Here is a 20,553-nt window from a genome sequence, read left to right on the forward strand (position 1 = left end):
TGGCAGGCAGGTCGGCGGAGTAGACGCGCGGAACGGCGCGCGGCTCACTGCAACCCGTGGCTCACGTGATGGGGTCGCGTCCGGTGGCCCGCGAGCCGAGCGACCAGATCCACAGCATCGCCGAGGTCCTCGCAGCCACGTTCACCTCGTCGGCGGTGCGTCACATCCTTGCGGAGCACAGCCCGGACGCCACGGGCCACTGCCGCGGCTGCCGCCTCCCCACCACCGTCGCCCCCGTCTGGCCGTGCCGCCTGTGGGAGATCGGCAAGGAGATGGAGCGGCTCCGCGCCGCCGGTGGACGCCGCTAGGCGGCTCCCCTCAGACCCGGCGGCGGGCGTCCTCAGATGGTGCGCTCGTCGCCGGCCTTCCGGGCCCGCCGGGACGCTCAACGGGACCCGCGCACCGCCCACGCGCGCGCGGACAACGAGATCGACCCGTCCGGAGCCACCGGCAGACGCTCGCGCAGCAGCCCGTACAACGCGGCACGCCGATCGTCGTCCAGCGAGCCGACGTACCCGGGCGCGGGGCCCTGACCCCCGAGGAACGGGGACCAGTAGTCGTCGAGGTCCCGGAAGCGGGTGGACACCTCGATCGGCGCCACCTCGACGTCGGTGAGGCCGGCCCCGAGCCAGAGCGCGCGCAGCGGCTCCGGCCGGCACAACGGGAACCGGCGGCCCTCGTCCTGCTCCGCGACGGCGGGGTCGAGCGCCATGGCGGCGTCCCAGAAATGCCGGATCATCTGCATGCCGTCGGCGTAGTCCCACAGGTAGGCCGCGACGACCCCACCGGGCACCGCGACCCTGGCCAGCTCCCCCGCCGCGGCGGCGGGCTCGGGCACGAAGTTGAGCACCAGCCCGCTGACCACGACGTCGAACCGGCCGTCGGGGAACGGGAGCGCGCGGGCATCGCCCATCGAGAAGCGCACCCGCGGGTCGGGCACCAGATGGCGGGCGTGGGCGAGGAACCCACCCGAGGAGTCGACGGCCTGCACCTCGTCCGGGCAGGCCACCCGCAGAACGGCGGCGGTCAGGGCGCCGGTTCCGCAGCCGACGTCCAGCCACCGCGCCCCGGCCGGAACGTCCAGCCTGCGCACGAAGGACTCGGCAACCCTGCGGCTCCAGCGGCCGACGTAGCGCTCGTACGCGTCACCGGCGTTCCAGACCTCGGGTCCGCTCATGCCTGGGAAACGTACGCGACCGCCGCCCGCCGGATTCGCTGGTTCAGGGCGCATGCCGCAGGATCGCGTAGCCGTCGCCCCGCGCGATCGGACGATAGGTCGGGGCGAGTGCCTGCTGGATACCGTCCAGATCGGCGGGGCACCCGATCGCCTCGACGTACGGATGGTCCGCGGCAACGGGCAGGACCGCGCCCGGCACCTCCGACAGCGACGGCGCGAGGACGGTCATCCCACCCGCGGTGGGTCCGTCGGCGCGGACGATGGAGGTCTCCTCGACGTTGATCCGCGGCTGCCCGGTCTCGATCGCGTAGTCGACGCCGAACCATTTGAGAACGGGCACCCCGACGGACGGCCCCTGCGAGGGGTCGCAGCCGTAACGGGACGGCACCGTCAGGTACAGCAGCGGCGCACCGGCCGGAACGCCGGCGTCGGTGGCCGCGTCCACCCGCGCGATGCGGTTTCCGACGTCGACGTACTCGACGACGTGCAGGCCGAGGACGACGACCACGAGGAGCCCGGTCACCCCGGTCACGGCCGGCCGGACGGCCCGGTACGGCTGTGCTGCCCGGTACGGCAGGGCCGCGACGGCCAGCAGCAGCGCCGGAACGACGAACCGCTCGTCCGGCTTGATCAGGTCGTTGACCATGCTGACGGGCAGGACCAGAGCGATCCCGATGAGCAGGCCCGCCAGCCAGAGCACCGGCCGGCCCTCGAGGGCGGCGCGCAGAGCGGACCGGTCGAGCTGGGACCCGACGAGCGCCGCGAAGACCAGCGCGAGCACCGCGTTGACCCAGAAGATGGGGAGAACCGGCGGGAACGGGTCGAGCCGCAGGAAGAACTGGAGCGTCTCCGCGAGGGAGATCGCCTTGTCGAACCAGGACGAGTAGAGGACGACACCCGTCCCGCCGTGCTCCGCGGCGAGGTACCACGCCGCCAACGCGACGCCGGGGAGGAACGTGCCGAGCAGGAGCCCCGCCCGCCGGCCGCGGCCCGTGCGCACGAGGACGAGTGCGTGCACGAGGACGGCGAGCGCGCCGATCCCCCAGGCCAGCAGGTGGGACAGGTAGAGCACGACGCCGAGGACACCCACCAGCACCAGGCCGGCCCGGCCCGGCCCGGCCGCGGCGGCGACCAGCCGGTGCAACACCGCGACGAGGACGAACACGAGGGCGAGCCCCACCAGGTAGCTGAGGTAGCCCTTGTAGAGGTAGAAGCCCGGAGCCCACAGGAAGCCGAGGAACTCGATCGCGGTCGGCCTGCCCTGCAGGGTGCGCACGAGGTAGCCGAACGAGATCGCGAAGCCGAGCACCGTGAGAACCACGAACAGCTGCCCGGCCGCCTCGATCGGCAGGACGACGTTGAGTGCGCCGATGCCGATCGGCGCGGCCAGGTTGGGCACCGGCACCGGGTCGAGCGAGTAGACGCCGGCGAAACCGGACGATCCGCCGTCCGCCCCGAACAGCAGGCCCGACACGACATGACCTTGGAAGAGCCACTGGTAGTAGTCGTAGAACGGGAGGAAGTGCGAGCTGTAGAGCGTGCCGACCGTGGCGGTGGACAGGACGAGCCAGATCACGCCACCGTCGAAACGGACGCCCGAGCGGACCGAAACCGGCATCCCGGCATCGTCCGCGCGGCTCGCTGTGGTTTCGCTGAACCGTCACCCGGACGGAGTCAGCCGAGGGCGAACGGCAGCCTCGCGGCGAGATCACCCATCGCGGCCCGCTCCGCGCCGGAAGGTGCCCGTCGGCCGGTGCCCACCAGCAACGCATCGGCGTCGCAGAACGAGGCGGGGAACGGGGTCCCGGCGATCACTTCCAGCGACGTGCGCGCGGCCGCGAGCGCGTCGGCCGGCGGCTCGGCGGCCGACGGCAGGTGGGCGACCAGGTCCAGGTGGTGCAAGGTCCACTCGAGCACGTACGCCGACAGGTAGTCGCCCACGGTCAGCACCTTGTCCTTGGTGCTCACGCGGACGGCCGGGTCCGCGAACCGGGCGGCGCGGCCCGCGGCCGAACCGACGTCGTCGAGGTGGAACTTGAGCCACCGCGGCTCGCCGTACGCGGCGGCCAGCCGGGGGATCAGCGCGTCGAGCGGATCCTCCCCGGTCGGGGGTTCGACGACATCCCAGTAGGTGGCCGCGTCCGCGGTCGGCTCGCGATCGGCCGGTGTGACCAGGGTGATCAGGACGTCCTGGGCGTCGATGACGAGGTGGCACACCAGATCCCGCACGAGCCAGCCGGCGCAGCCGGACGGCCGCTCGAAGTCCGCGTCCGGGGTGTCGGCGACCGCCGCCAGCAACGCCGTCCACGAACGGGAGAAGAGATCCACCTCGGCACCGTACGCCGACGCGCCCGACTACCGTCGCGCGTCCTTCCGTCTCGGCCGCTGGAGGTCGGATCGCCGCGTGATCGGGCTCGCCTCGACGACGATGTGGGCCGTCATCGGCACGCCTGTGGTCGTCTGCAGGACGTCACCACCGGCCCCTGATCGAGGCCCTCAGCCGTCGTCCCTGGCCTCCTCCGCCCGTTCGCGCGCGACCTCCGCGGCATCCTCGGCGTCCTCCCGCGCCAGCTCGCGCTCGTCGGCCAAGATCTCTCCGGGGCGCATGACGTCGATCATCGCGAACGCACCGACGGCGTCCACCACGACCTCGCGGCCCGGCTCGCTGCAGGCCCGTTCGCACTCGGTGCCGCCGAACACCACCCGGCTGCCGACCCGGACGCGCACGCCCTCGGGCACCACGACGTCGACGCTGCCGAAGAGCGCACCCACCTCCACCCGTTCCCGGTCGGGTCCGACGGCGACCTGCCGGTCACTCAGCAGCGTCGTGCCGTCGTCGGCGGTGAGGATCTGGGAGCCGAAAACCAGGGCCACACCGGCGAGCAGGACCCCGCCGACCCCGGCGACGACGCGCTGCGCGGGGTTCTTCACGGCACCGTCGGGGGCGCGCGGGGTGGGCCGGGCGATGACCTGCGTGGGTGCCTCCCGGGAATCGGGCCGGTACCGGGGCAGGTCACGGGTCGGCGCATCGGCGGTGGCCGGGCTGGACGCGCGGTGGGGGGTCGGCGGCGCCGCCCGGTGGGCCCCGGTCCCCCGCCTCGGCGACCCCGCACCCGTCCGCGACTGCCCCGGGGTGGATCGCTTCCGCGCCAGCACCGTCGCGGTCACGGTGGCGATGACGAACAGGATCCCGGCCATGAGGATGTAGAGGTGGACACCGGTCGCGGAGTTGTGCGGGGTGCCGTCGACCTCGGTGGTGGTGGCGCCCAGCACCGCGGTTCCGGCGACGTTGACGGCGGCGCCTCCGACGGCGAGCATGACCGACACCAGGCCGGAGACCACGCCGTGGCGCTCGGGTGGTGCCTGGGCGGTCGCCAGGTTGAACCCGGAGGTGTTGATCGCGCCTGCGGCCATTCCGAGCAGTCCGACGGAGACGACCATCAGTGTGAAGGTCGACACCCCCGCCAGCATCGTGAAGGTTCCCACCGTCCCGATCGCGATACCGCCCAGCAGGGTCCAGGCGGGTCCGATCCGGGTGGCGAGCCATCCGGCGAAGATGCCACCGAGGATGATGCCGGGTGCGGGCGCCGCGAACAGCAGGGCGTTCGGACCGGTGCCGGCCAGCCCGTAGCCGAGGCCGAGTTCCGGCGGCACCGGGGCGATGAGGCTGTTCAGCTGGATCATGGCCTGGAAGGAGCCCGCGGCCAGCACCACGGCCAGCAGCGTCAGCAGCAGCGGCCTGCTCAGGGCCCGGATGTCGACGACGGGATCGTCGACGCGTAGGGCCAGGACCACCCAGCCGGCCAGGGCGGCGGCGCCGGCCGCGAGCAGGACGATCATGCCCGCGGACAGCCACCCGAGGTCCTGCCCGAGGCTGGCGTAGCCGAGCACGCCGGCCAAGCCGCCGCCGAGCAGCACGGCCCCGGTCACGTCGATCCTGCCGCCGCTGCCGAGGACGGGTGTCTCCGGGATGAACAGGCGCACGCTCAGCGCGGCGGCCGCGGCCAGGGCGACCGACACGGCGAACACGCTCTGGAAGCCGAACCGCTCGATGAGCGGCTCCATCAGGAACGGCTCGACGATTCCGATGATCGCGGAGGCGGAGGTCACGATCCCGATCGCGGTCATCGCCACCCGCGGGGCGCTGAGCTGGCGGGTGACCGCCACCGTGAGGAACACCACCGCCATGGCCGAGCCCTGCAGGAGCCGCCCCAGCAGGAACACCCCGAGGTCGGGTGCGGTCAGGCAGACCACCGAGCCGGCACCCGAGACGAATATGGTGACCAGCAGCACTCGGCGTTTGCCGTAGATGTCGGCGCTCTTGGCGAGCAGCGGTGAGCAGATGGCGCCCGCCAGCAGCGCGCTCGAGTTCAGCCAGGCGACCTGGTTGGTGCCGAAGTACTCGAGCATCTCCGACGTGACCATCTGGGGAGTGGTGATGACCGTGTCGGCCATGCGGTTGGCGAGGACGAGAACGGCCACCCAGCCGATGAGCCGCCAACTCCATCGGCGCTCCTCAACCACTGGTTCGAGCTCGACCGTCGTGTCGTTCACGCCGGGGTGCTCGCCGTGCGCAAGCGCTCGTTGCGGGCCTCGATGGCGTCCCAGGTGGCCGGGATCAGGCGATCGCGGCCCTGGCCGACCCGGTCCTGGGCGAAGGTGACGTAGGGACGCTGCCGGGTCTCGTACCGTTCGAAGGCGGCCCTGTGGTCCGTTCCGCACCGTTCGAGCTCTTCGGCGAGGAACCAGGCGCCGGTGAGCGCGAGCGAGGTGCCCCGGCCGGAGAGGAAGGCCGCGCAGTACCCGGCGTCCCCGACGAGGGCGACGCGGCCGCGGTGCCAGGAGGGCATGTGGATCTGGCTCGCGGAGTCGAAGAACAACTCGGGGTCGGCGCGGGCCGCGTCGAGCAGCTGGGGGATCTTCCACGACGTGTGACCCGCGAAGGCGTCGACGAGGATCTTCTTCTGGGCGTCCACGTCGTGGTGGTCGTGGTCGAGCGGTTCCGAGCGGAACGTGAAGGTCGCCAGCGCCTTGTCCTTGTACCGGGCGATGCCCGCCATCCGGCCGGGGACGTTGTACATCGAGCTGACGCGGTCGGGCCCTGCCTCGCCGGGGAGGTCGGCGAGGGCGATGTAGACACCGAGGTGGCGGAGGTAGTCCCGCTCGGGCCCGAACACCAGCCTGCGCACCGCGGAGTGCTGGCCGTCGGCACCGAGCACGAGGTCGTACCGCTCGGTACGGCCGGACCCGAAGTGGACGTCGACGCCGGCGCCGTCGTCGTTCAGGGAGTCGACCGAGTCGCCGAAGCGGATCGTCGCGGTGCCCGGGAGCGCGCCGGCGAGGATGTGCACCAGGTCCTCGCGGACGATCTCGATGTCGTCGCCGGAGTCGCTCACCTCCGCCATCGGGATGCGGGCCACCGGTTCGCCTGCGCCGTCGACGAACTGGAGGAGCTCGCTCATCCGGATCCGCTGTGCGCGGATCGTCGCGAGCAGCCCCATCCGGCCCACGACCTCGACGGCGTCGCCCCGGATGTCGATGGGTGTGCCTTTGAGCCGCAGGTGGCGGGCGTACTCGACGACGGTGACGTCGTGGCCGCGGGTGCCGAGGTCGAGCGCGCAGGCGAGCCCGGCGATGCCGGCTCCGGAAACGAGGATCTTCACGAGGGCCTCCGCCCGATCTAAAGCTACGATTCGTTGCTTTAACTGACCGTACGCCCCGTCCGCGTGCGCCTGCAACGCGGGCTCGACAACAATCAGCGCTCGGGCGGAGGGCAGGAGGTGAGCCACTGATGGCTGGCACCGCGGATCAGTCGCCGACGCGTCGTCCCGGTGGCCGCACAGCGCGGGTGAGAGCGCAGGTCCTCACCGCGACCGTCGAGCTCGTCGCGCGGGACGGCATCGCAGGCTTCCGCTACGAGGAGGTCGCCGAGCTCGCCGGCGTGCACAAGACCAGCGTCTACCGCAACTGGCCCGACCGCGAGGAGCTGGTGGTCGAGGCCCTGCTGCGCTACGTCGACGACCTCGGGTCGGTCGCCGACACCGGCGAGCTCCGCAGGGACCTGGTGGACTTCCTGATGGTCCTCGCCGAAGGTCTGGGCCGGCCGACCGTACGAGCGCTCGAACTGGCCATCCAGCCCACCCAGGAAAGCCCGGCCGTCCGCCGGGCGGCGACCAGGATCCTCGAAGAGCGCGCCGCCACCGTGCGGCGCCGGCTGGACCTGGCCGTGGAGCGGGGCGAGCTGCCGCCGGTCGACCACTCCATGCTCGGCGAGATGATCTCCGGTCCGGTGCACCTCATCGTGAACCGCGGGATACGCCCGTTCACCCGCGCGGACGCGGAGCGCATCGTCGACGTGGTGCTCGCAGGCATCCGGGCACCGCACACCTGAGCGCGTGCGCGGGTGGCCATGGCGCGGCGGGTGCGCGACGAGGCGCCGCCCGGTATGACCGACGAGGGATCCGGACCACCTCGGGGGCTCGTGGCCGGGTTTGGTTGTTGACCTCCGCCTCGACCGGCGTACCGTTCTGCGCGGTGCGCCGGGAAGTCTGGTCGGCAGTCGTTGTCCCGTTCCCGGGTCGTGCTCGGGCGAGCAGATCGGTGGCCCCGTGCGCATCCTCGTCACCACCTTCGGCACGCGCGGAGACATCCAGCCCTACGCGGCGTTCGGCGGGGCCCTGCGGGACCGCGGCCACGACGTGACGCTCGCCGTCCCGGAGGGTTTCCGTGACGTGGTCGACGGTGTCGGTGTCCGGCTGCACCCTGCGGGTTCCCGGATGCTCGCGATGCTGCAGGAGGTCATGCCCGAGCTCAGCGGGGCGCGCGACGCCCTGCGAACGCTGGGCGTCATGCGGGAGGCGATGCGCGAGCACATCGACGACCAGTGGGCCGCGGCGCAGGCCGCCGCACCGGACCTGATCGTCTACCACCCCAAGTGCCTGGCCGGTCCGCACATCGCGGAGGCGCTCGGCGTTCCCGGAATGCTGTCGATACCGCTCCCGTTCTACACACCCACCCGCGCGTTCCCGATCCCGTTCTTGGGCGGCGTGTCACTCGGTGGCCAGGGAAACCGCGCGTCGTACGCGTTCACCCGGATGGCCACGGTGATGTACGGCGGGATGATCAACGACTTCCGGCGGCGGATCGGGCTGGGGACGATCGGTCGGCTCGCCGACCCGCTCCGGAACCCGGACGGGTCGCCGGTCACCGTGCTCTACCCGTACAGCCGCCACGTCGTGCCGGTTCCGGCGGACTTCCCGCCGTCGGCGCACGTCACCGGCTACTGGTTCCTGCCGCCCGACCCCGCCTGGCTCCCCGCGCCGCGGCTCGTCGACTTCCTGGGCGCGGGCGGGCCGCCGGTCTACTTCGGGTTCGGGTCCATGGGGTTCGGAAAGGGCGCCGACGAGCGTCGTGACGCCGTGCTCCGGGCACTCGACGCGAACCGGCTGCGCGGGATCGTCGCGACCGGGTGGGGCGGGTTGAGCGCGGGGGACGCGCCGTCGGATGACGTGCTGGTGGTCGATGCCGTGCCGCACGACTGGCTGTTCGACCGGGTCGCCGCCGTGGTCCACCACGGCGGCGCCGGATCGACGGCAGCCGGGCTGCGCGCGGGGAAACCTACGCTGGTCTGCCCCTTCCTGGGCGACCAGCCATTCTGGGGCGCGCGCGTGCACGCTGCCGGCGCGGGGCCCGAACCGCTGCCCGCCAAGAAACTCTCCGAGGCCCTGAAGGAACGCCTCGGCGACCTCGTCCGCGACGAGGGCCACCGGCGGCGGGCGGCCCGGCTCGGCGAGCTGATCCGCGCCGAGGACGGCTTGGGGCAGGGCGTGGAAGTCGTGGAAGACCTGGTCGGAGCGTGATCCTGCGCGCACCCGGTCCCCGGTACGGACGACCGACGGTGCGCCCGCGGTGGGCGCGCTGGCGGCAGGTGGCGTCGTGGAACCGCGCTGGGCGCCCGTGGAAGCTCGCGGTGGCAGCTCACGTCCGCGTCCGGCGCAGATAATCCGACCCCCGCCATCGCCGACGCCGCGCACAACCTGCCGACCCAACGCCCACCGCAGCCAGCCGACCAGTAGGACAGCGCAGCGCTGTTCGAGAATGCCGCCCGTGCCCCCGGTGGGACTCGAACCCACACTGTGACCCTTTTAAGGGGCCTGCCTCTGCCGGTTGGGCAACGGGGGCGCGGGGCCAAGCCTACGGACCCGCTCCTGCTCACGCGGCCGTCGGCAGGTCACCGCGTTCCCACGCCCGCGCGGCGGCGGGCGTCGACCACCCCCTGGCGAACGCGCGGCGCCGCAGCGGCGCGACGGCCGAGCACAACCGGAAGAACGTGCGCGCCCCCGCCATGGCGGTGGCCCCCGTCGACAGCAGCTGCCCGGCCTGCGCCAGCGCGTAGCGCACCGCGCCCGTGCCGTAGTCGCGCATGTCGGCCTCGTACTCCGCGACGGCGTCGAGCAGCGCGCGTTCACCGCGGTCGACCGCCGGGAGCAGCCGGCCGAGCAGGTGCGCGTCCCGCAACGCCGTGTTGCCACCGAGACCGCCGATCGGCGGCATCACGTGGATCGCGTCGCCGAGGACCGTCACCGGGCCACTCGTCCACGTCGGCACCGGCGGTGCGGCGCTGAAGCCGACGGCGCTGCGGCTCGCGGGATCGGAGTTCGCGAGCGCCCTGCGCAGCCGCGGCTGCCAGCCGGCCACCATGACGTCGACCATGGCCCGCAGTGCGTCCTGGTCGAGGGCGGTGACGTCGGACGGGAGCAGCTCCTGGCGGGTGACCAGCGCGCACAGCAGGTACGGACGCAGACCGGTGGTCGCGGGCGGATCGAACACCGAGGTGAACAGGAAGATCGGCGCGTTCGGCTGCACGGCGTTCATGCCGGTGCCCAGCCGTCCCAGCTCGGCGCGCGTCTCGTCGTCGAGCCAGATCTTGTGGGCGATGCCGGTGACGCCTGCATCGACCGGGGTCGCCTGCGGCAGCAGCTGCGCGCGCACCCGCGACGACGGCCCGTCGGCTCCCACGAGGAGGTCGGCCACGGCCGTGCTGCCGTCGGCGAACCGCGCTTCGACCCGGCCGTCCGGCCGGGTCTCGTACCCGACGAACTCGGACCCGAACCGCACGACGTCGTCCAGGCCACCCGCCAGGACGCGACGCAAGGTGGCGCGATCGGCGGCGTAGTGGTTCTCCGTGGGCTCGGCGGCGCGCGGGTACATGATCGACTCCTCGACGACGACCAGCTCGTCGAGCTGCTCGGTGAGGAAGCCGAAGTCGCCACCGGGGCCGGCGGTCGCGAGGAACTCCTGCCAGCCGTCGGCGGGCAGGAGTGCGTGCAGCGCCCTGGCGCCGGTCGGGTTGATGTGGATGCGGTAGCCCTCCCAACGGCTCCCGACGCCGTGGTCGCGCTCGTGGACCGCGACGTCGACACCCGCCCGGCGCAACCCCTGCGCGAGCGCGAGGCCGCCGACGCCGCCCCCGACGATCAGTACCTTCATGTCATCCCCTCCGGTCTCCGGTCAGCTGCGCCGCGAGCACGTCGAGCACCGGCCCCGCGACGTCCGGCCGCAGGCGCACGCCCTTGACGGTGGCGATCACCAGTTCCGTCGACGTCCCGGGATCCGGCACGAGGCCGGCGAGGATCTCGACGAGCCGCTCCCGCCACCCCGACTCGTGCTGCGCCATCGCGGCCGCCACCGCTGCATCGCGCCGGGCCCGCAGGTCCAGCTCGACCGTGACGGCGAACAGGTCCGGCTGCTCGACGATCATCTGCTGCAGCACGCCCAGGTGCGCCCGCAGCGCGGCGGCCGGATCCGGCGCCGGCGGGCTGGTCTCCCAGAACTGCCGCGTGGTGTGCGCGGCGACCGCCTCGATCAGGCTCTGCTTGGTGGCGAAGTGGTGGTGCAGCGTGGAGTGGTCGATGCCGACGTCCTCGGCGACCTGTCGCAGCCGCAACCCCTCGAACCCCGACTCCGCCACCCGGCGGAACGCCGCCGAGACGAGCTGGGCACGGCGATTCCCAGTCTCTCCACCAACCACTTGGTTGAGGTTAGTGGACGCGCGACGACACGTCGACGGGCGATTCCACTTGAGCCGGAGTCAGCCGCTCTTCGAGGTGGTGGGGGCCTTCGCGGTCGCGGCCTTGCCGGGGCGGGCGACCCGGCTGAACTCCGCCTTCGGGTCCATGAGCTGGCCGAGTGCCACGACCTCCCGGCCGAGGAACAGCGCGCCGGTCCAGTCGAAGACGATGCGGATGCGCCGGTTCCACGTGGGCATCCGGCTCACGTGGTACGTGCGGTGCATGAACCACGCGATCGGGCCGCGGAGCTTGATGCCGTAGATCTCGGCCACGCCCTTGTACAGCCCGAGGCTCGCCACGGACCCGGCGTAGCTGTGCTCGTACTGCTCGAGCTTCTTGCCGCGCAGGTGGGCCACGATGTTGTCGGCGAGGACCTTGGCCTGCCGGACCGCGTGCTGGGCCGACGGGCTGGTGCGGGCCTCGGGGTCATCCTTCGACAGGTCGGGCACCGAGGCGCAGTCGCCTGCGCTGAACACATCCGGCATGCCGACGACCTGCAGCTCCGCGCTGCAATCGACCCGACCCCGCGCGTCGCGCGGCAGGTCGGTGTTCTCGAGCATCGGGTTCGGCTTGACCCCGGCGGTCCAGACGATCGTGTCGGTCTCGAACTCGGTGCCGTCGTCGAGGACGACGTGCCCGCCCTCCATGGTCTTCACACGGGTGTCGAGGAAGACCTCGATGCCGGCTTCCAGCAGGCGCTCGACCGTGTACAGCCCCAGCCGCGGGCCGACCTCCGGCATGATCCGGCCGGCGGCCTCGACGAGCACCCAGCGCTGGTCCTCGGGCGTGATGTTCTCGTAGTAGCGGGTGGCGTAGCTGGCCATGTCCTGCAGCTCGGCGAGCGCCTCGATCCCGGCGTAGCCGCCGCCGACCACGAGGAACGTGAGCAGTCGACGCCGCAGCTCGGGATCGACGGTGGTGGCGGCAGCGTCGAGCCGGGACAGCACGTGGTTGCGCAGGTAGATGGCTTCACCGACGCTCTTGAAGGCGATTCCCCGCTCGGCCAGCCCCGGAACCGGCAGGGTGCGGGCCACCGATCCGGGCGCCACGACGAGCACGTCGTACCCGAGGGTGGTGACCGTGCCCGAGATCAGCTCGGCCGTGACCTCGCGGGCGGCGTGGTTGATCGACGTGACCCGGCCGGTGAGGTGGTGGCACTTGCGCAGCACCTTGCGCAGCGGCACCACGACGTGGCGCGGCTCGATCGAACCCGCCGCGGCCTCGGGCAGGAACGGCTGATAGGTCATGTTCGGCTGCGGGTCGATCACCGTGACCTCGGCCTCACCGCGATGCAGCTTCTTCTGCAACCGCAGTGCGGTGTACATGCCGACGTAGCCGCCGCCGACGACGACGATCCGCGTGTTGCGCGCCATGACACCCATGTTCCCACCCTCAGGTGGCGGACACCTCCCTCTCCGAGGTGAGCCTTGCTACCTCCGCCGCGCGGCGCAGAACGTCCTCCAGCATCGCCGGCGTCAGGCGTCCGGTGAACGTGTTCTGCTGGCTCACGTGGTAGCACCCGAACAGGTGCAGCGGTCCCCGCTCCCCTCCCAGCTCGACGTGCGCGCCGTGGGCGAAACGCGGCCGCGGCCGCGGCACCGCCCAGCCCACCTCGGCGAGCACCGGTAGCAGCGCCTGCCAACCGAATGCCCCGAGCACCACCACCGCCCGCGGCCGCAGCAGGGCCAGCTCCGCGCGCAGCCACGCGCCGCACCGCCCACGCTCGTCCGGCGTCGGCTTGTTGTCCGGCGGCGCGCAGTGCACGGGCGCGGTGATCCGGGTGGAGATCAGCTCGAGGCCGTCACCGGTGTGCACGGCCGTGGGCTGGTTGGCCAGGCCCACCGCGTGCAGCGCCGCGTACAGCACGTCGCCGGAGCGGTCGCCGGTGAACATCCGCCCGGTCCGGTTCGCGCCGTGGGCCGCCGGGGCCAGGCCGACGATCAGCAGCGGCGCATCCGTCGGGCCGAAGCCGGGCACCGGCCGGCCCCAGTACTCCTGGTCGCGGAACGCCGCGCGCTTGTCCCGCGCCACCTGCTCGCGCCAGTCGACGAGCCGCGGGCAGGCGCGGCAGTCGACGAGCGCCGCATCGAGCTCGGCGACGCTCCGGAAGCTCGACGTCGACGGCGTGATCCCCACGCCCCACACGCTAGTGTCCCGGACCGGACGTCCGGTGTTCGCCGCGAACGACCCCGAGTCGACGCTGATGAACATCACGTGTTGCGCGACCGCGGCCTGATCTCCCAACCCGGCCACGCGACGGTTCCGGCACGTACCGGACCGAACGCGCGAGGCCGGCGACACGAGGCGGGACAGGAGCGCCCGGTCGGGTACGGCGCGCCCACCGCAGCGGATCCCTGGTGATCGCCCGCACCGCTCGAAGTGGCCCCCGTGACGGCCGTGATCATGTCTGCCCACCCGGGCAGGCGCGGGTCAGGCGATGGAGCGGGCGATGCCGTCGAGGATGTCGTGCTCGCTCACCACGAGCTCGTCGACGCCCGCGCGATCGTGCAGCTCGGTGGCGAGCACGTCGACGATCAGCGCGCCGCCGCCGATCACGTCGATGCGGCCGGGGTGGATCCCGCCGTGGCGGCCGCGCTCCTCGCGGGACATGCCGAGCAGGTCCCCGGCGATCCGGTGCAGGTCGGCGCGCGGGAGGCGGGACAGGTGCACGGCGTCCGGGTCGTACTCCGACAGGCCCTGCGCCACCGCGGACAGCGTGGTGATCGTGCCCGCGACACCCACCCAGGTGCGCACGCCGCCGACGGGCACGGCGGCGAACGCGTCGTCGAGGATGCGGGTGGCGAGCTCGCGTGCCTCCGCCACCTCGTCCACGGTGGGCGGGTCGGCGTGCAGGCACCGCTCGGTGATCCGCACGCTGCCGACGTCGACCGATCGCGCGGCCCGAACCGCCGCGCCGTCGACCTCGAGCGTGCCGACGACGAGCTCGGTGGACCCGCCCCCGACGTCCACGACGACGAACGGCCCGTCGTCCGGATCGAGGTCGCCCACCGCACCGATGAACGACAGCTGCGCCTCCTCGTCCCCGGAGATCACCTCGGCCTCGACACCGAGGGTGGCGCGGACCATCCCGAAGAAGTCGTCGCGGTTGGCGGCGTCGCGGGTGGCGCTGGTGGCCACCATCCGCACCCGTTCGGTGCCCTTGCGCAGCAGCACGGCGGTGTAGTCGGCGAGCGCGACCCGGGTGCGCTCGATCGCCTCGGGCACGAGCCGGCCGGCGGCGTCGACCCCCTGGCCGAGCCGGACGATCCGGGTCTCGCGATGCACGTCGCGCAGCGCCGGCACCCCGTCCGACCCGGTGGTCACGTCGGCGACCAGCAGGCGGATCGAGTTCGTCCCGCAGTCGATGGCGGCCACCCGTGGCATGCACCCTCCCCCTGTCGCCGATCACCGTACGCGGCGAGAACCGGCCCGAAGCCGCCAACCGGCCGCTACCCTCGGCGCGTGGACCCGATGAGGAGGGAGACGGAGCGGGGCGCTCCAGCCGGTTCCGCGCCGACGCTGCCGACCCGGACCAGCCGCAACGGCCGCGACCGGTCCGAGCCCGCACGCTCGCCCGAACCACCGCTGCAGCCCGGCGACCACCGCACGCACCGCGTCGAGAACCAGCCGCCGCCGCTCGCCGGCGCCGACCTCCTGGCGTGCGACCCGGCACTGTCCGATGCGGTCGCCCGGGAGGGCGCGGAGGAGGCACTGCCTGCGCTGCGGCAGCTGGCGGCCATCGTCACCTCGCGGGAGGCCCGCGAGCACGCCCGCCTCGCCCACACCCACTCGCCCGTGCTGCAGACCCACGACCGGTACGGCCACCGCATCGACGAGGTCGAGTTCCACCCGTCATGGCACTGGCTCATGCGCACGTCGGTGGGCTGGGGGTTGCACGGGGCGCCGTGGGTGGCGGAGCAGGGCACGGGCGCGCACGTCGCACGGGCCGCCGGGTTCTACCTGATGAGCCAGCTGGAGCCCGGGCACGGCTGCCCGATCTCGATGACCTACGCGGCGGTGCCCGCCCTGCGCCGCGAGCCGGAGCTCGCCGCGCGGTACGAGCCCGGGCTGCGGTCCACCACCTACGAGTTCGGGCTCGCCGAGCCGTCCACGAAGGCCGGCCTGCTCGCCGGGATGTCGATGACCGAGAAGCAGGGCGGCTCCGACGTGCGCGCCGGCACCACCACGGCCACCGTCACCTCCGACGGCACCTACCGGCTCGTCGGGCACAAGTGGTTCACCTCCGCGCCGATGAACGACCTGTTCCTGACGCTCGCGCAGGCCCCGGGCGGGCTCACCTGCTTCGTGCTGCCCCGGGTGCTGCCCGACAGCACGCGCAACGCGATCCGGCTGCAGCGGCTCAAGGACAAGCTCGGCAACCGGTCGAACGCCTCGGCGGAGGTCGAGTACACCGGGGCCACCGGGTGGCGCCTCGGCGACGAGGGCCGGGGCGTGCAGACGATCATCGAGATGGTGTCGATGACGCGGCTGGACTGCGTGCTCGGCTCGGCCGCCCTCACCCGGGCGGCCGTCACCGAGGCCGCCCACCACGTGGCGCACCGCAGCGCGTTCGGTACCCGGCTCGCCGACGCCCCGCTCATGCAGGCGGTGGTCGCCGACCTCGCGCTGGAGTCCGAGGCCGCCACGGCGCTGGCGATGCGCCTCGCCGGGGCCGTCGACCGCGAGGAGCGGCTGCTGCTGCGGCTCGCGCTGCCGGCGGCGAAGTACCTGGTGTGCAAGCGGGCGCCGGCCGTGGTCGCGGAGGCCCTCGAATGCCTGGGCGGCAACGGCTACGTCGAGGAGTCGGGCATGCCGCGGCTCTACCGGGAGGCGCCGCTGAACTCGATCTGGGAGGGCTCGGGCAACGTCACCGCACTCGACGTCCTGCGCGCGGTCTCGCGGGAGCCCGATTCGGTCGACGCCGTCTTCGCCGAGATCGAGTCGGCGTCGGGACGCGACTCGTGGTTCGACCGCGGTGTCCGCGAGCTGCGCACCGAGCTGCGCGGGCGGGAGGAGCGGAGGGCGCGCAGGCTGGCCGAGATGCTCGCGCTGTGCCTGCAGGGCTCGCTGTTGCTGCGGCACGCGCCCGAGGAGGTGGCGCGCGCGTTCGTCGCGAGCCGCTTCCTGCCCGACGGCCCGTGGCGCACGTCCGGCACGTTGCCGGCCGAGGCGCAGGCCGCCGAGCTGCTCGCCCGGGTCACGCCCTGAGGCCCGTCACCTCTCGGAGCTCCGATCCGTCAGGTGGTCGACCGATGGGGGGCTTCGATGGGTGACGCCGGGGTGTTCGAGGCACACCGCCCGCACCTGCGGGCCGTGGCGCTGCGGCTGCTCGGCTCGGCGGCCGAGGCGGACGACGCCGTGCAGGAGGCGTGGCTGCGGTTCGACCGCGCCGACACCAGCGACGTGCACAACGTGCCCGGGTGGCTGACGACCGTGGTCTCCTGCAACCTCATGGGCTGGGGTGCACGCAGGGGCCCGCCCGCCACCACTCGCCGATCTCGGCCAGCGCCTCGTCGCCGAACGGGTTCACGCCCGGCCCGGCCGCGAGGGCGTGGGCCACGCACACGTGGAGGCACTTCACCCGGTCGGGCATGCCGCCCGCGCTGACGCCGGTGCCGAGCGGTTCGATCGCATCGCGCTCCGCGAGGTACGACTCGTGGGCGCGGCGGTAGGCCGCCGCCAGTTCGGGGTCCTCGGCGAGCCGCGCCGTCATCTCCCGCATCCACCCGGCCGCCTCGAGACCGCCGATGCGGGAGTTCAGCCGGGAACAGGTCAGGTAGTAGAGCGTGGGGAACGGGGTGCCGTCCTCCAGCCGCGGGGAGGTCTCCAGCACCGCCGGCAGCCCGCACGGGCACCGGTGCGCCACGTCGCGCACCGCGCGCGGCCTGCGCCCCAGCTGCGCGGTGACGGCCTCGACATCCGCCTCAGCGATCTCGTCCGGCTTCGTCATTGCGGTCCTTCCGCCACTTCGCGCCACAGCACCCGGTACCACGGGACGCCCGCATTCGCCGCGGCCGCCGGGTCGGGACCGGGCGCGACCGGCAGCTGCACGACGTAGGGCACCTCCCCGGGCATGACGTACCCGAGCCGCGACCGGGCCTGTGCCTCGATCTCGGCCGGGTCCGACAGCCGGGCCCGCTCCTGCTGCAGCCGCGCGACGTCGGCCGCGAGCACCTGCTGCTGCTCCGACACGGCGGCGAGCTCCTGGCGTTGGGCCACGTAGTTGCGCAGCGGCACCGCCACCGTGAGGGCGAGCGCGCACACGACGAGCGCCAGTATCGCGGCCCGCTTCGTCGAGGACAGACCGAGGAAACCGGTGGTGGCCGCGACGACCCCGCGGGCCCGGGTCACCCGCGTGAGCTTCGGCTCCCGGCCACGGCGGCGGGGCGTGCCGATGCCGGAGCGACGGGGACGCGGGGTGCGGCGCGTGCGCTCCCCACGTGCCCTTGCCCGCTCGTCCCCCAGGTCGCGTGCCAACGTCGTGCCTAGGCCCCGGCGTCCGCCGGGGAGCTGTAGCGCGGGAACGCGAGGTCGCCCGCGTACCGGGCGGCGTCGCCCAGCGCCTCCTCGATGCGCAGCAGCTGGTTGTACTTCGCCACCCGCTCGGAGCGGGCGGGCGCGCCGGCCTTGATCTGCCCGCACCCGGTGGCGACGGCGAGGTCGGCGATCGTGGTGTCCTCGGTCTCGCCGGACCGGTGGCTCATCATGCATCGGTAGCCCGACGACTGCGCGAGCGTGACGGCGTCGAGGGTCTCCGAGAGCGTGCCGATCTGGTTGACCTTGACCAGCAGCGCGTTGGCCGCGCCCCGGCTGATGCCCTCGTCGAGCCGCTCCGGGTTGGTGACGAAGAGGTCGTCGCCCACGAGCTGGACCTTGTCACCGATCGCCTCGGTGAGCGCCACCCAGCCGTCCCAGTCGTCCTCCGACAGCGGGTCCTCGATCGAGACCAGCGGGTAGGCCGCGATGAGCTCCGCGTACACGGCCGACAGCTCCTGGGAGGTCAGCTTCTTGCCCTCGTAGGAGTAGACGCCGTCGCCGTGGAACTCGGTGGCGGCCACGTCGAGCGCGAGCGCGACGTCGCGGCCCAGCGTGTAGCCGGTCTTGTCGATGGCCTCCGCGATCAGGTCCAGCGCGGCACGGGTGCCCGGCAGGTCGGGGGCGAAGCCGCCCTCGTCACCGAGCCCGGTGGGGAGACCCTTGCTCTTCAGCACGGCCTTGAGCGACTGGTAGACCTCCGCGCCCCAGCGCAGCGCCTCCCTGAACGAGTCGGCACCGACCGGCGCGATCATGAACTCCTGCACGTCGACGGACGTGTCGGCGTGTGCGCCGCCGTTGAGGATGTTCAGCATCGGCACCGGCAGCACGTGGGCGTTGGGTCCGCCGACGTAGCGGAACAGCTCCAGCCCGGACGACTCGGCCGCCGCCTTCGAGACGGCGAGCGACACACCCAGCAGCGCGTTGGCACCGAGCGCGGACTTGTCCGGGGTGCCGTCGAGGTCTACCAGGCGCTGGTCGACCAGCCGCTGGTCGACGGCCTCCATGCCGGTGAGCTCGGGGCCGATCGTGTCGAGCACCGCGGCGACGGCCTTCTCGACGCCCTTGCCGCCGAAACGCAGGGGATCGCCGTCACGCAGCTCGACCGCCTCGTGCTCACCCGTCGACGCGCCCGAGGGGACCGCGGCGCGCGCCAGCGTGCCGTCGTCGAGCGCGACCTCGACCTCGATCGTCGGGTTGCCCCGCGAGTCGAGGATCTCGCGTGCGCCGACCTGCTCGATGACCGCCACAAGTGCTCCCGTCGGAAAGGTTCGCTCGTCCGGGGGGCCAGCCTAGTCGCCGGGTGCGCGACGCCCGCGGAGGAACCCGCACGTCGCCTGCGGTTTCCCTGGACGACGAATTCGAACCCCTCGCAGATCGCGCCGCCGACACCTAACGTAGGAACGACCATGACGAGCCAGCCAGCATCTGACGGCCTGTTCGAGTCCTTCCGCCGCGCCGAGATGCTGATCGCGCGCAGCCGGCCCCTCGACGCGTTGCAGGCACTGTCCCCGGTCCTGGAAAGCCAGCCCAACGACGCGTCCGTGCAGCTCCTCGCCGGTCGCGCCTACCTGAACTCCGCGCAGCTGCAGCGCGCGGAGGAGGCGCTCGGCCGGGTGGTCGACCTCGACCCCGCCGACCACTACGCGCGTTTCGCGCTCGGCAAGGCCCTGCAGCGGCAGGGCCGGCTCGCCGAGGCGCTGACGCAGCTGAAGATGGCGGCCGCGATGGACCCGCGCCCGGAGTACCAGGAGGCGCTCGGCGAGGTGCGCGCCCGGATGGCGGTGTCCGGTGACGGCGATCCGGACGATCCGGACTGAGCCGGCAAGGCGTTCCCGAGCTGCGGTGATGTGCTGCGCGTGACCCTTCCCCTGCGTCGCGAACGCAGGCTAGCCTCACCGAGCCACTGGTCAGCCTGACCTCAGGGAGCGGGCGTGCTCGGAAATGCACTCATCGGACTGCGGGAAGGCCTCGAGGCCGGCCTCGTCGTCAGCATCCTCGTCGCCTTCCTCGTACGCACCGACCGGCGCTCCGAGCTGCCGAAGGTCTGGCTCGGCGTGGGCATCGCGGTCGCGGTCAGCGTCGGCGTCACCCTCGCGCTCGCGCTCTTCCAGCGGCAGCTGACCTTCGAGACGCAGGAGGCGTTCGGCGGCGCGCTCTCGATCATCGCGGTCGGGTTCGTCACCTGGATGATCTTCTGGATGCGCCGGGTCGCACGCTCGATTTCCGCGGAGCTGCGCGGCCGGCTCGAGGGCGCACTCGCGATGGGACCGGCCGCGGTGGTCGTGATGGCCACGCTCGCCGTCGGCCGCGAGGGGCTCGAGACCGCGTTGTTCTTCTTCACCGCCGCCCAGGCCGCCGGCGAGACCACCGAGCCGCTGATCGGCTTCCTCGTGGGCATCGCGGCGTCGATCGTGCTCGCCTACCTCATCTACCGCGGCGCGATCAGCCTCAACCTGGGCCGGTTCTTCGCCGTCACCGGCGTACTACTGATCTTCGTTGCCGCGGGGATCCTCGCGTACGGAGTGCACGACCTGCAGGAGGCCGGGATCCTGCCGGGCCTCAACACGCTCGCGTTCGACGTCAGCGCCGCGGTTCCCCCGGACTCGTGGCACGGCACCCTGCTGAAGGGGATCTTCAACTTCTCCCCGCAGACCACGGTGGTCGAGGCCATCGTCTGGGTCGCCTACGTGGCGGTCGTCCTCCCGCTGTTCCTCCGCCCCCAGCGGACCCGCGCCGCGACCCCCACCACCTGATCCGCTCGAGGAGCAC

General features: G+C 72.8%; 19 protein-coding genes, 1 tRNA gene and 1 pseudogene. 7 read left to right on the forward strand and 14 right to left on the reverse strand.

What is annotated here, in order from left to right; translation table 11 throughout:
• Window positions 1–68 precede the first annotated feature (68 nt).
• The gene (locus ACU436_RS24340) at window positions 69–308 is read left to right on the forward strand and encodes a hypothetical protein (RefSeq protein WP_459028992.1); all 240 of its coding nucleotides are present in this window, start codon (window positions 69–71) and stop codon (window positions 306–308) included.
• Window positions 309–385: 77 nt separating this feature from the next.
• Here ACU436_RS24340 and ACU436_RS24345 read toward each other — a convergent pair whose 3' ends face one another.
• The 5 genes from ACU436_RS24345 to ACU436_RS24365 all read right to left on the reverse strand — a co-directional run bounded on the left by ACU436_RS24345 (window position 386) and on the right by ACU436_RS24365 (window position 6,840).
• A complete protein-coding gene (locus ACU436_RS24345) occupies window positions 386–1,177 on the reverse strand; it encodes a class I SAM-dependent methyltransferase (protein WP_459028994.1) in 792 nt (263 codons plus the stop codon).
• A gap of 43 nt (window positions 1,178–1,220) precedes the next feature.
• Entirely contained in the window at window positions 1,221–2,795 is a 1,575-nt protein-coding gene (locus tag ACU436_RS24350; protein ID WP_459028996.1) for a hypothetical protein, read from the reverse strand.
• A gap of 56 nt (window positions 2,796–2,851) precedes the next feature.
• Window positions 2,852–3,505, reverse strand: coding sequence for a maleylpyruvate isomerase N-terminal domain-containing protein (locus tag ACU436_RS24355; protein WP_459028998.1), 654 nt, complete (start codon window positions 3,503–3,505; stop codon window positions 2,852–2,854).
• 168 nt (window positions 3,506–3,673) lie between these two features.
• Window positions 3,674–5,731, reverse strand: coding sequence for an MFS transporter (locus tag ACU436_RS24360; RefSeq protein ID WP_459029000.1), 2,058 nt, complete (start codon window positions 5,729–5,731; stop codon window positions 3,674–3,676).
• Window positions 5,728–6,840: an FAD-dependent monooxygenase gene (locus ACU436_RS24365; RefSeq protein ID WP_459029002.1), complete on the reverse strand. Its 1,113-nt coding sequence runs from the start codon at window positions 6,838–6,840 to the stop codon at window positions 5,728–5,730. Before ACU436_RS24365 ends, ACU436_RS24360 begins: the two co-directional genes overlap by 4 nt.
• A gap of 185 nt (window positions 6,841–7,025) precedes the next feature.
• Between ACU436_RS24365 and ACU436_RS24370 the strand changes: the two genes are divergently transcribed.
• Together ACU436_RS24370 and ACU436_RS24375 are read left to right on the forward strand one after the other, a co-directional pair.
• A complete protein-coding gene (locus tag ACU436_RS24370) occupies window positions 7,026–7,568 on the forward strand; it encodes a TetR/AcrR family transcriptional regulator (RefSeq protein WP_459029004.1) in 543 nt (180 codons plus the stop codon).
• Between the two features lie 217 nt (window positions 7,569–7,785).
• Window positions 7,786–9,036, forward strand: coding sequence for a glycosyltransferase (locus ACU436_RS24375; protein ID WP_459029006.1), 1,251 nt, complete (start codon window positions 7,786–7,788; stop codon window positions 9,034–9,036).
• A 248-nt stretch (window positions 9,037–9,284) separates the two neighbouring features.
• Here ACU436_RS24375 and ACU436_RS24380 read toward each other — a convergent pair.
• The 6 genes from ACU436_RS24380 to ACU436_RS24405 all read right to left on the reverse strand — a co-directional run bounded on the left by ACU436_RS24380 (window position 9,285) and on the right by ACU436_RS24405 (window position 14,631).
• Window positions 9,285–9,358, reverse strand: a tRNA-Leu gene (locus ACU436_RS24380).
• A gap of 30 nt (window positions 9,359–9,388) precedes the next feature.
• Complete coding sequence (locus ACU436_RS24385; protein WP_459029008.1) at window positions 9,389–10,666, reverse strand: FAD-dependent oxidoreductase; 1,278 nt, start codon at window positions 10,664–10,666, stop codon at window positions 9,389–9,391.
• Window position 10,667: 1 nt separating this feature from the next.
• Window positions 10,668–11,207, reverse strand: coding sequence for a TetR/AcrR family transcriptional regulator (locus ACU436_RS24390; protein ID WP_459029010.1), 540 nt, complete (start codon window positions 11,205–11,207; stop codon window positions 10,668–10,670).
• Between the two features lie 60 nt (window positions 11,208–11,267).
• Window positions 11,268–12,629: an NAD(P)/FAD-dependent oxidoreductase gene (locus ACU436_RS24395; RefSeq protein WP_459029012.1), complete on the reverse strand. Its 1,362-nt coding sequence runs from the start codon at window positions 12,627–12,629 to the stop codon at window positions 11,268–11,270.
• 10 nt (window positions 12,630–12,639) lie between these two features.
• The gene (locus tag ACU436_RS24400; protein WP_459029014.1) at window positions 12,640–13,383 is read right to left on the reverse strand and encodes a uracil-DNA glycosylase; all 744 of its coding nucleotides are present in this window, start codon (window positions 13,381–13,383) and stop codon (window positions 12,640–12,642) included.
• A gap of 294 nt (window positions 13,384–13,677) precedes the next feature.
• A complete protein-coding gene (locus ACU436_RS24405; RefSeq protein WP_459029016.1) occupies window positions 13,678–14,631 on the reverse strand; it encodes a Ppx/GppA phosphatase family protein in 954 nt (317 codons plus the stop codon).
• Between the two features lie 87 nt (window positions 14,632–14,718).
• Here ACU436_RS24405 and ACU436_RS24410 point away from each other — a divergent pair, with 87 nt between their 5' ends.
• Window positions 14,719–16,455: an acyl-CoA dehydrogenase family protein gene (locus ACU436_RS24410; protein ID WP_459029116.1), complete on the forward strand. Its 1,737-nt coding sequence runs from the start codon at window positions 14,719–14,721 to the stop codon at window positions 16,453–16,455.
• 57 nt (window positions 16,456–16,512) lie between these two features.
• Window positions 16,513–16,686: pseudogene (locus ACU436_RS24415) on the forward strand (sigma factor); the annotation flags it as partial.
• A gap of 10 nt (window positions 16,687–16,696) precedes the next feature.
• On the opposite strand, the gene ACU436_RS24420 reads toward ACU436_RS24415, so the two are convergent.
• The 3 genes from ACU436_RS24420 to eno form a co-directional block, all read right to left on the reverse strand.
• Window positions 16,697–17,197 (reverse strand): DUF501 domain-containing protein, encoded by a 501-nt coding sequence (locus ACU436_RS24420; RefSeq protein ID WP_459029018.1) that lies wholly within the window; start codon window positions 17,195–17,197, stop codon window positions 16,697–16,699.
• Window positions 17,194–17,598 (reverse strand): FtsB family cell division protein, encoded by a 405-nt coding sequence (locus ACU436_RS24425; RefSeq protein ID WP_459029020.1) that lies wholly within the window; start codon window positions 17,596–17,598, stop codon window positions 17,194–17,196. The genes ACU436_RS24420 and ACU436_RS24425 overlap by 4 nt, the downstream gene beginning before the upstream one ends.
• A 134-nt stretch (window positions 17,599–17,732) precedes the next feature.
• Entirely contained in the window at window positions 17,733–19,031 is a 1,299-nt protein-coding gene (gene eno, locus ACU436_RS24430; RefSeq protein ID WP_459029022.1) for a phosphopyruvate hydratase, read from the reverse strand.
• 159 nt (window positions 19,032–19,190) lie between these two features.
• Here eno and ACU436_RS24435 point away from each other — a divergent pair, with 159 nt between their 5' ends.
• A complete protein-coding gene (locus ACU436_RS24435) occupies window positions 19,191–19,601 on the forward strand; it encodes a tetratricopeptide repeat protein (RefSeq protein WP_459029024.1) in 411 nt (136 codons plus the stop codon).
• Window positions 19,602–19,715: 114 nt separating this feature from the next.
• Window positions 19,716–20,537 carry an iron uptake transporter permease EfeU gene (efeU, locus tag ACU436_RS24440; RefSeq protein WP_459029026.1) on the forward strand — a complete coding sequence of 274 codons (822 nt, stop codon included), beginning with the start codon at window positions 19,716–19,718 and terminating at the stop codon, window positions 20,535–20,537.
• Window positions 20,538–20,553 lie beyond the last annotated feature (16 nt).

It is taken from the genome of Pseudonocardia wallangbongensis (genome assembly GCF_054486945.1).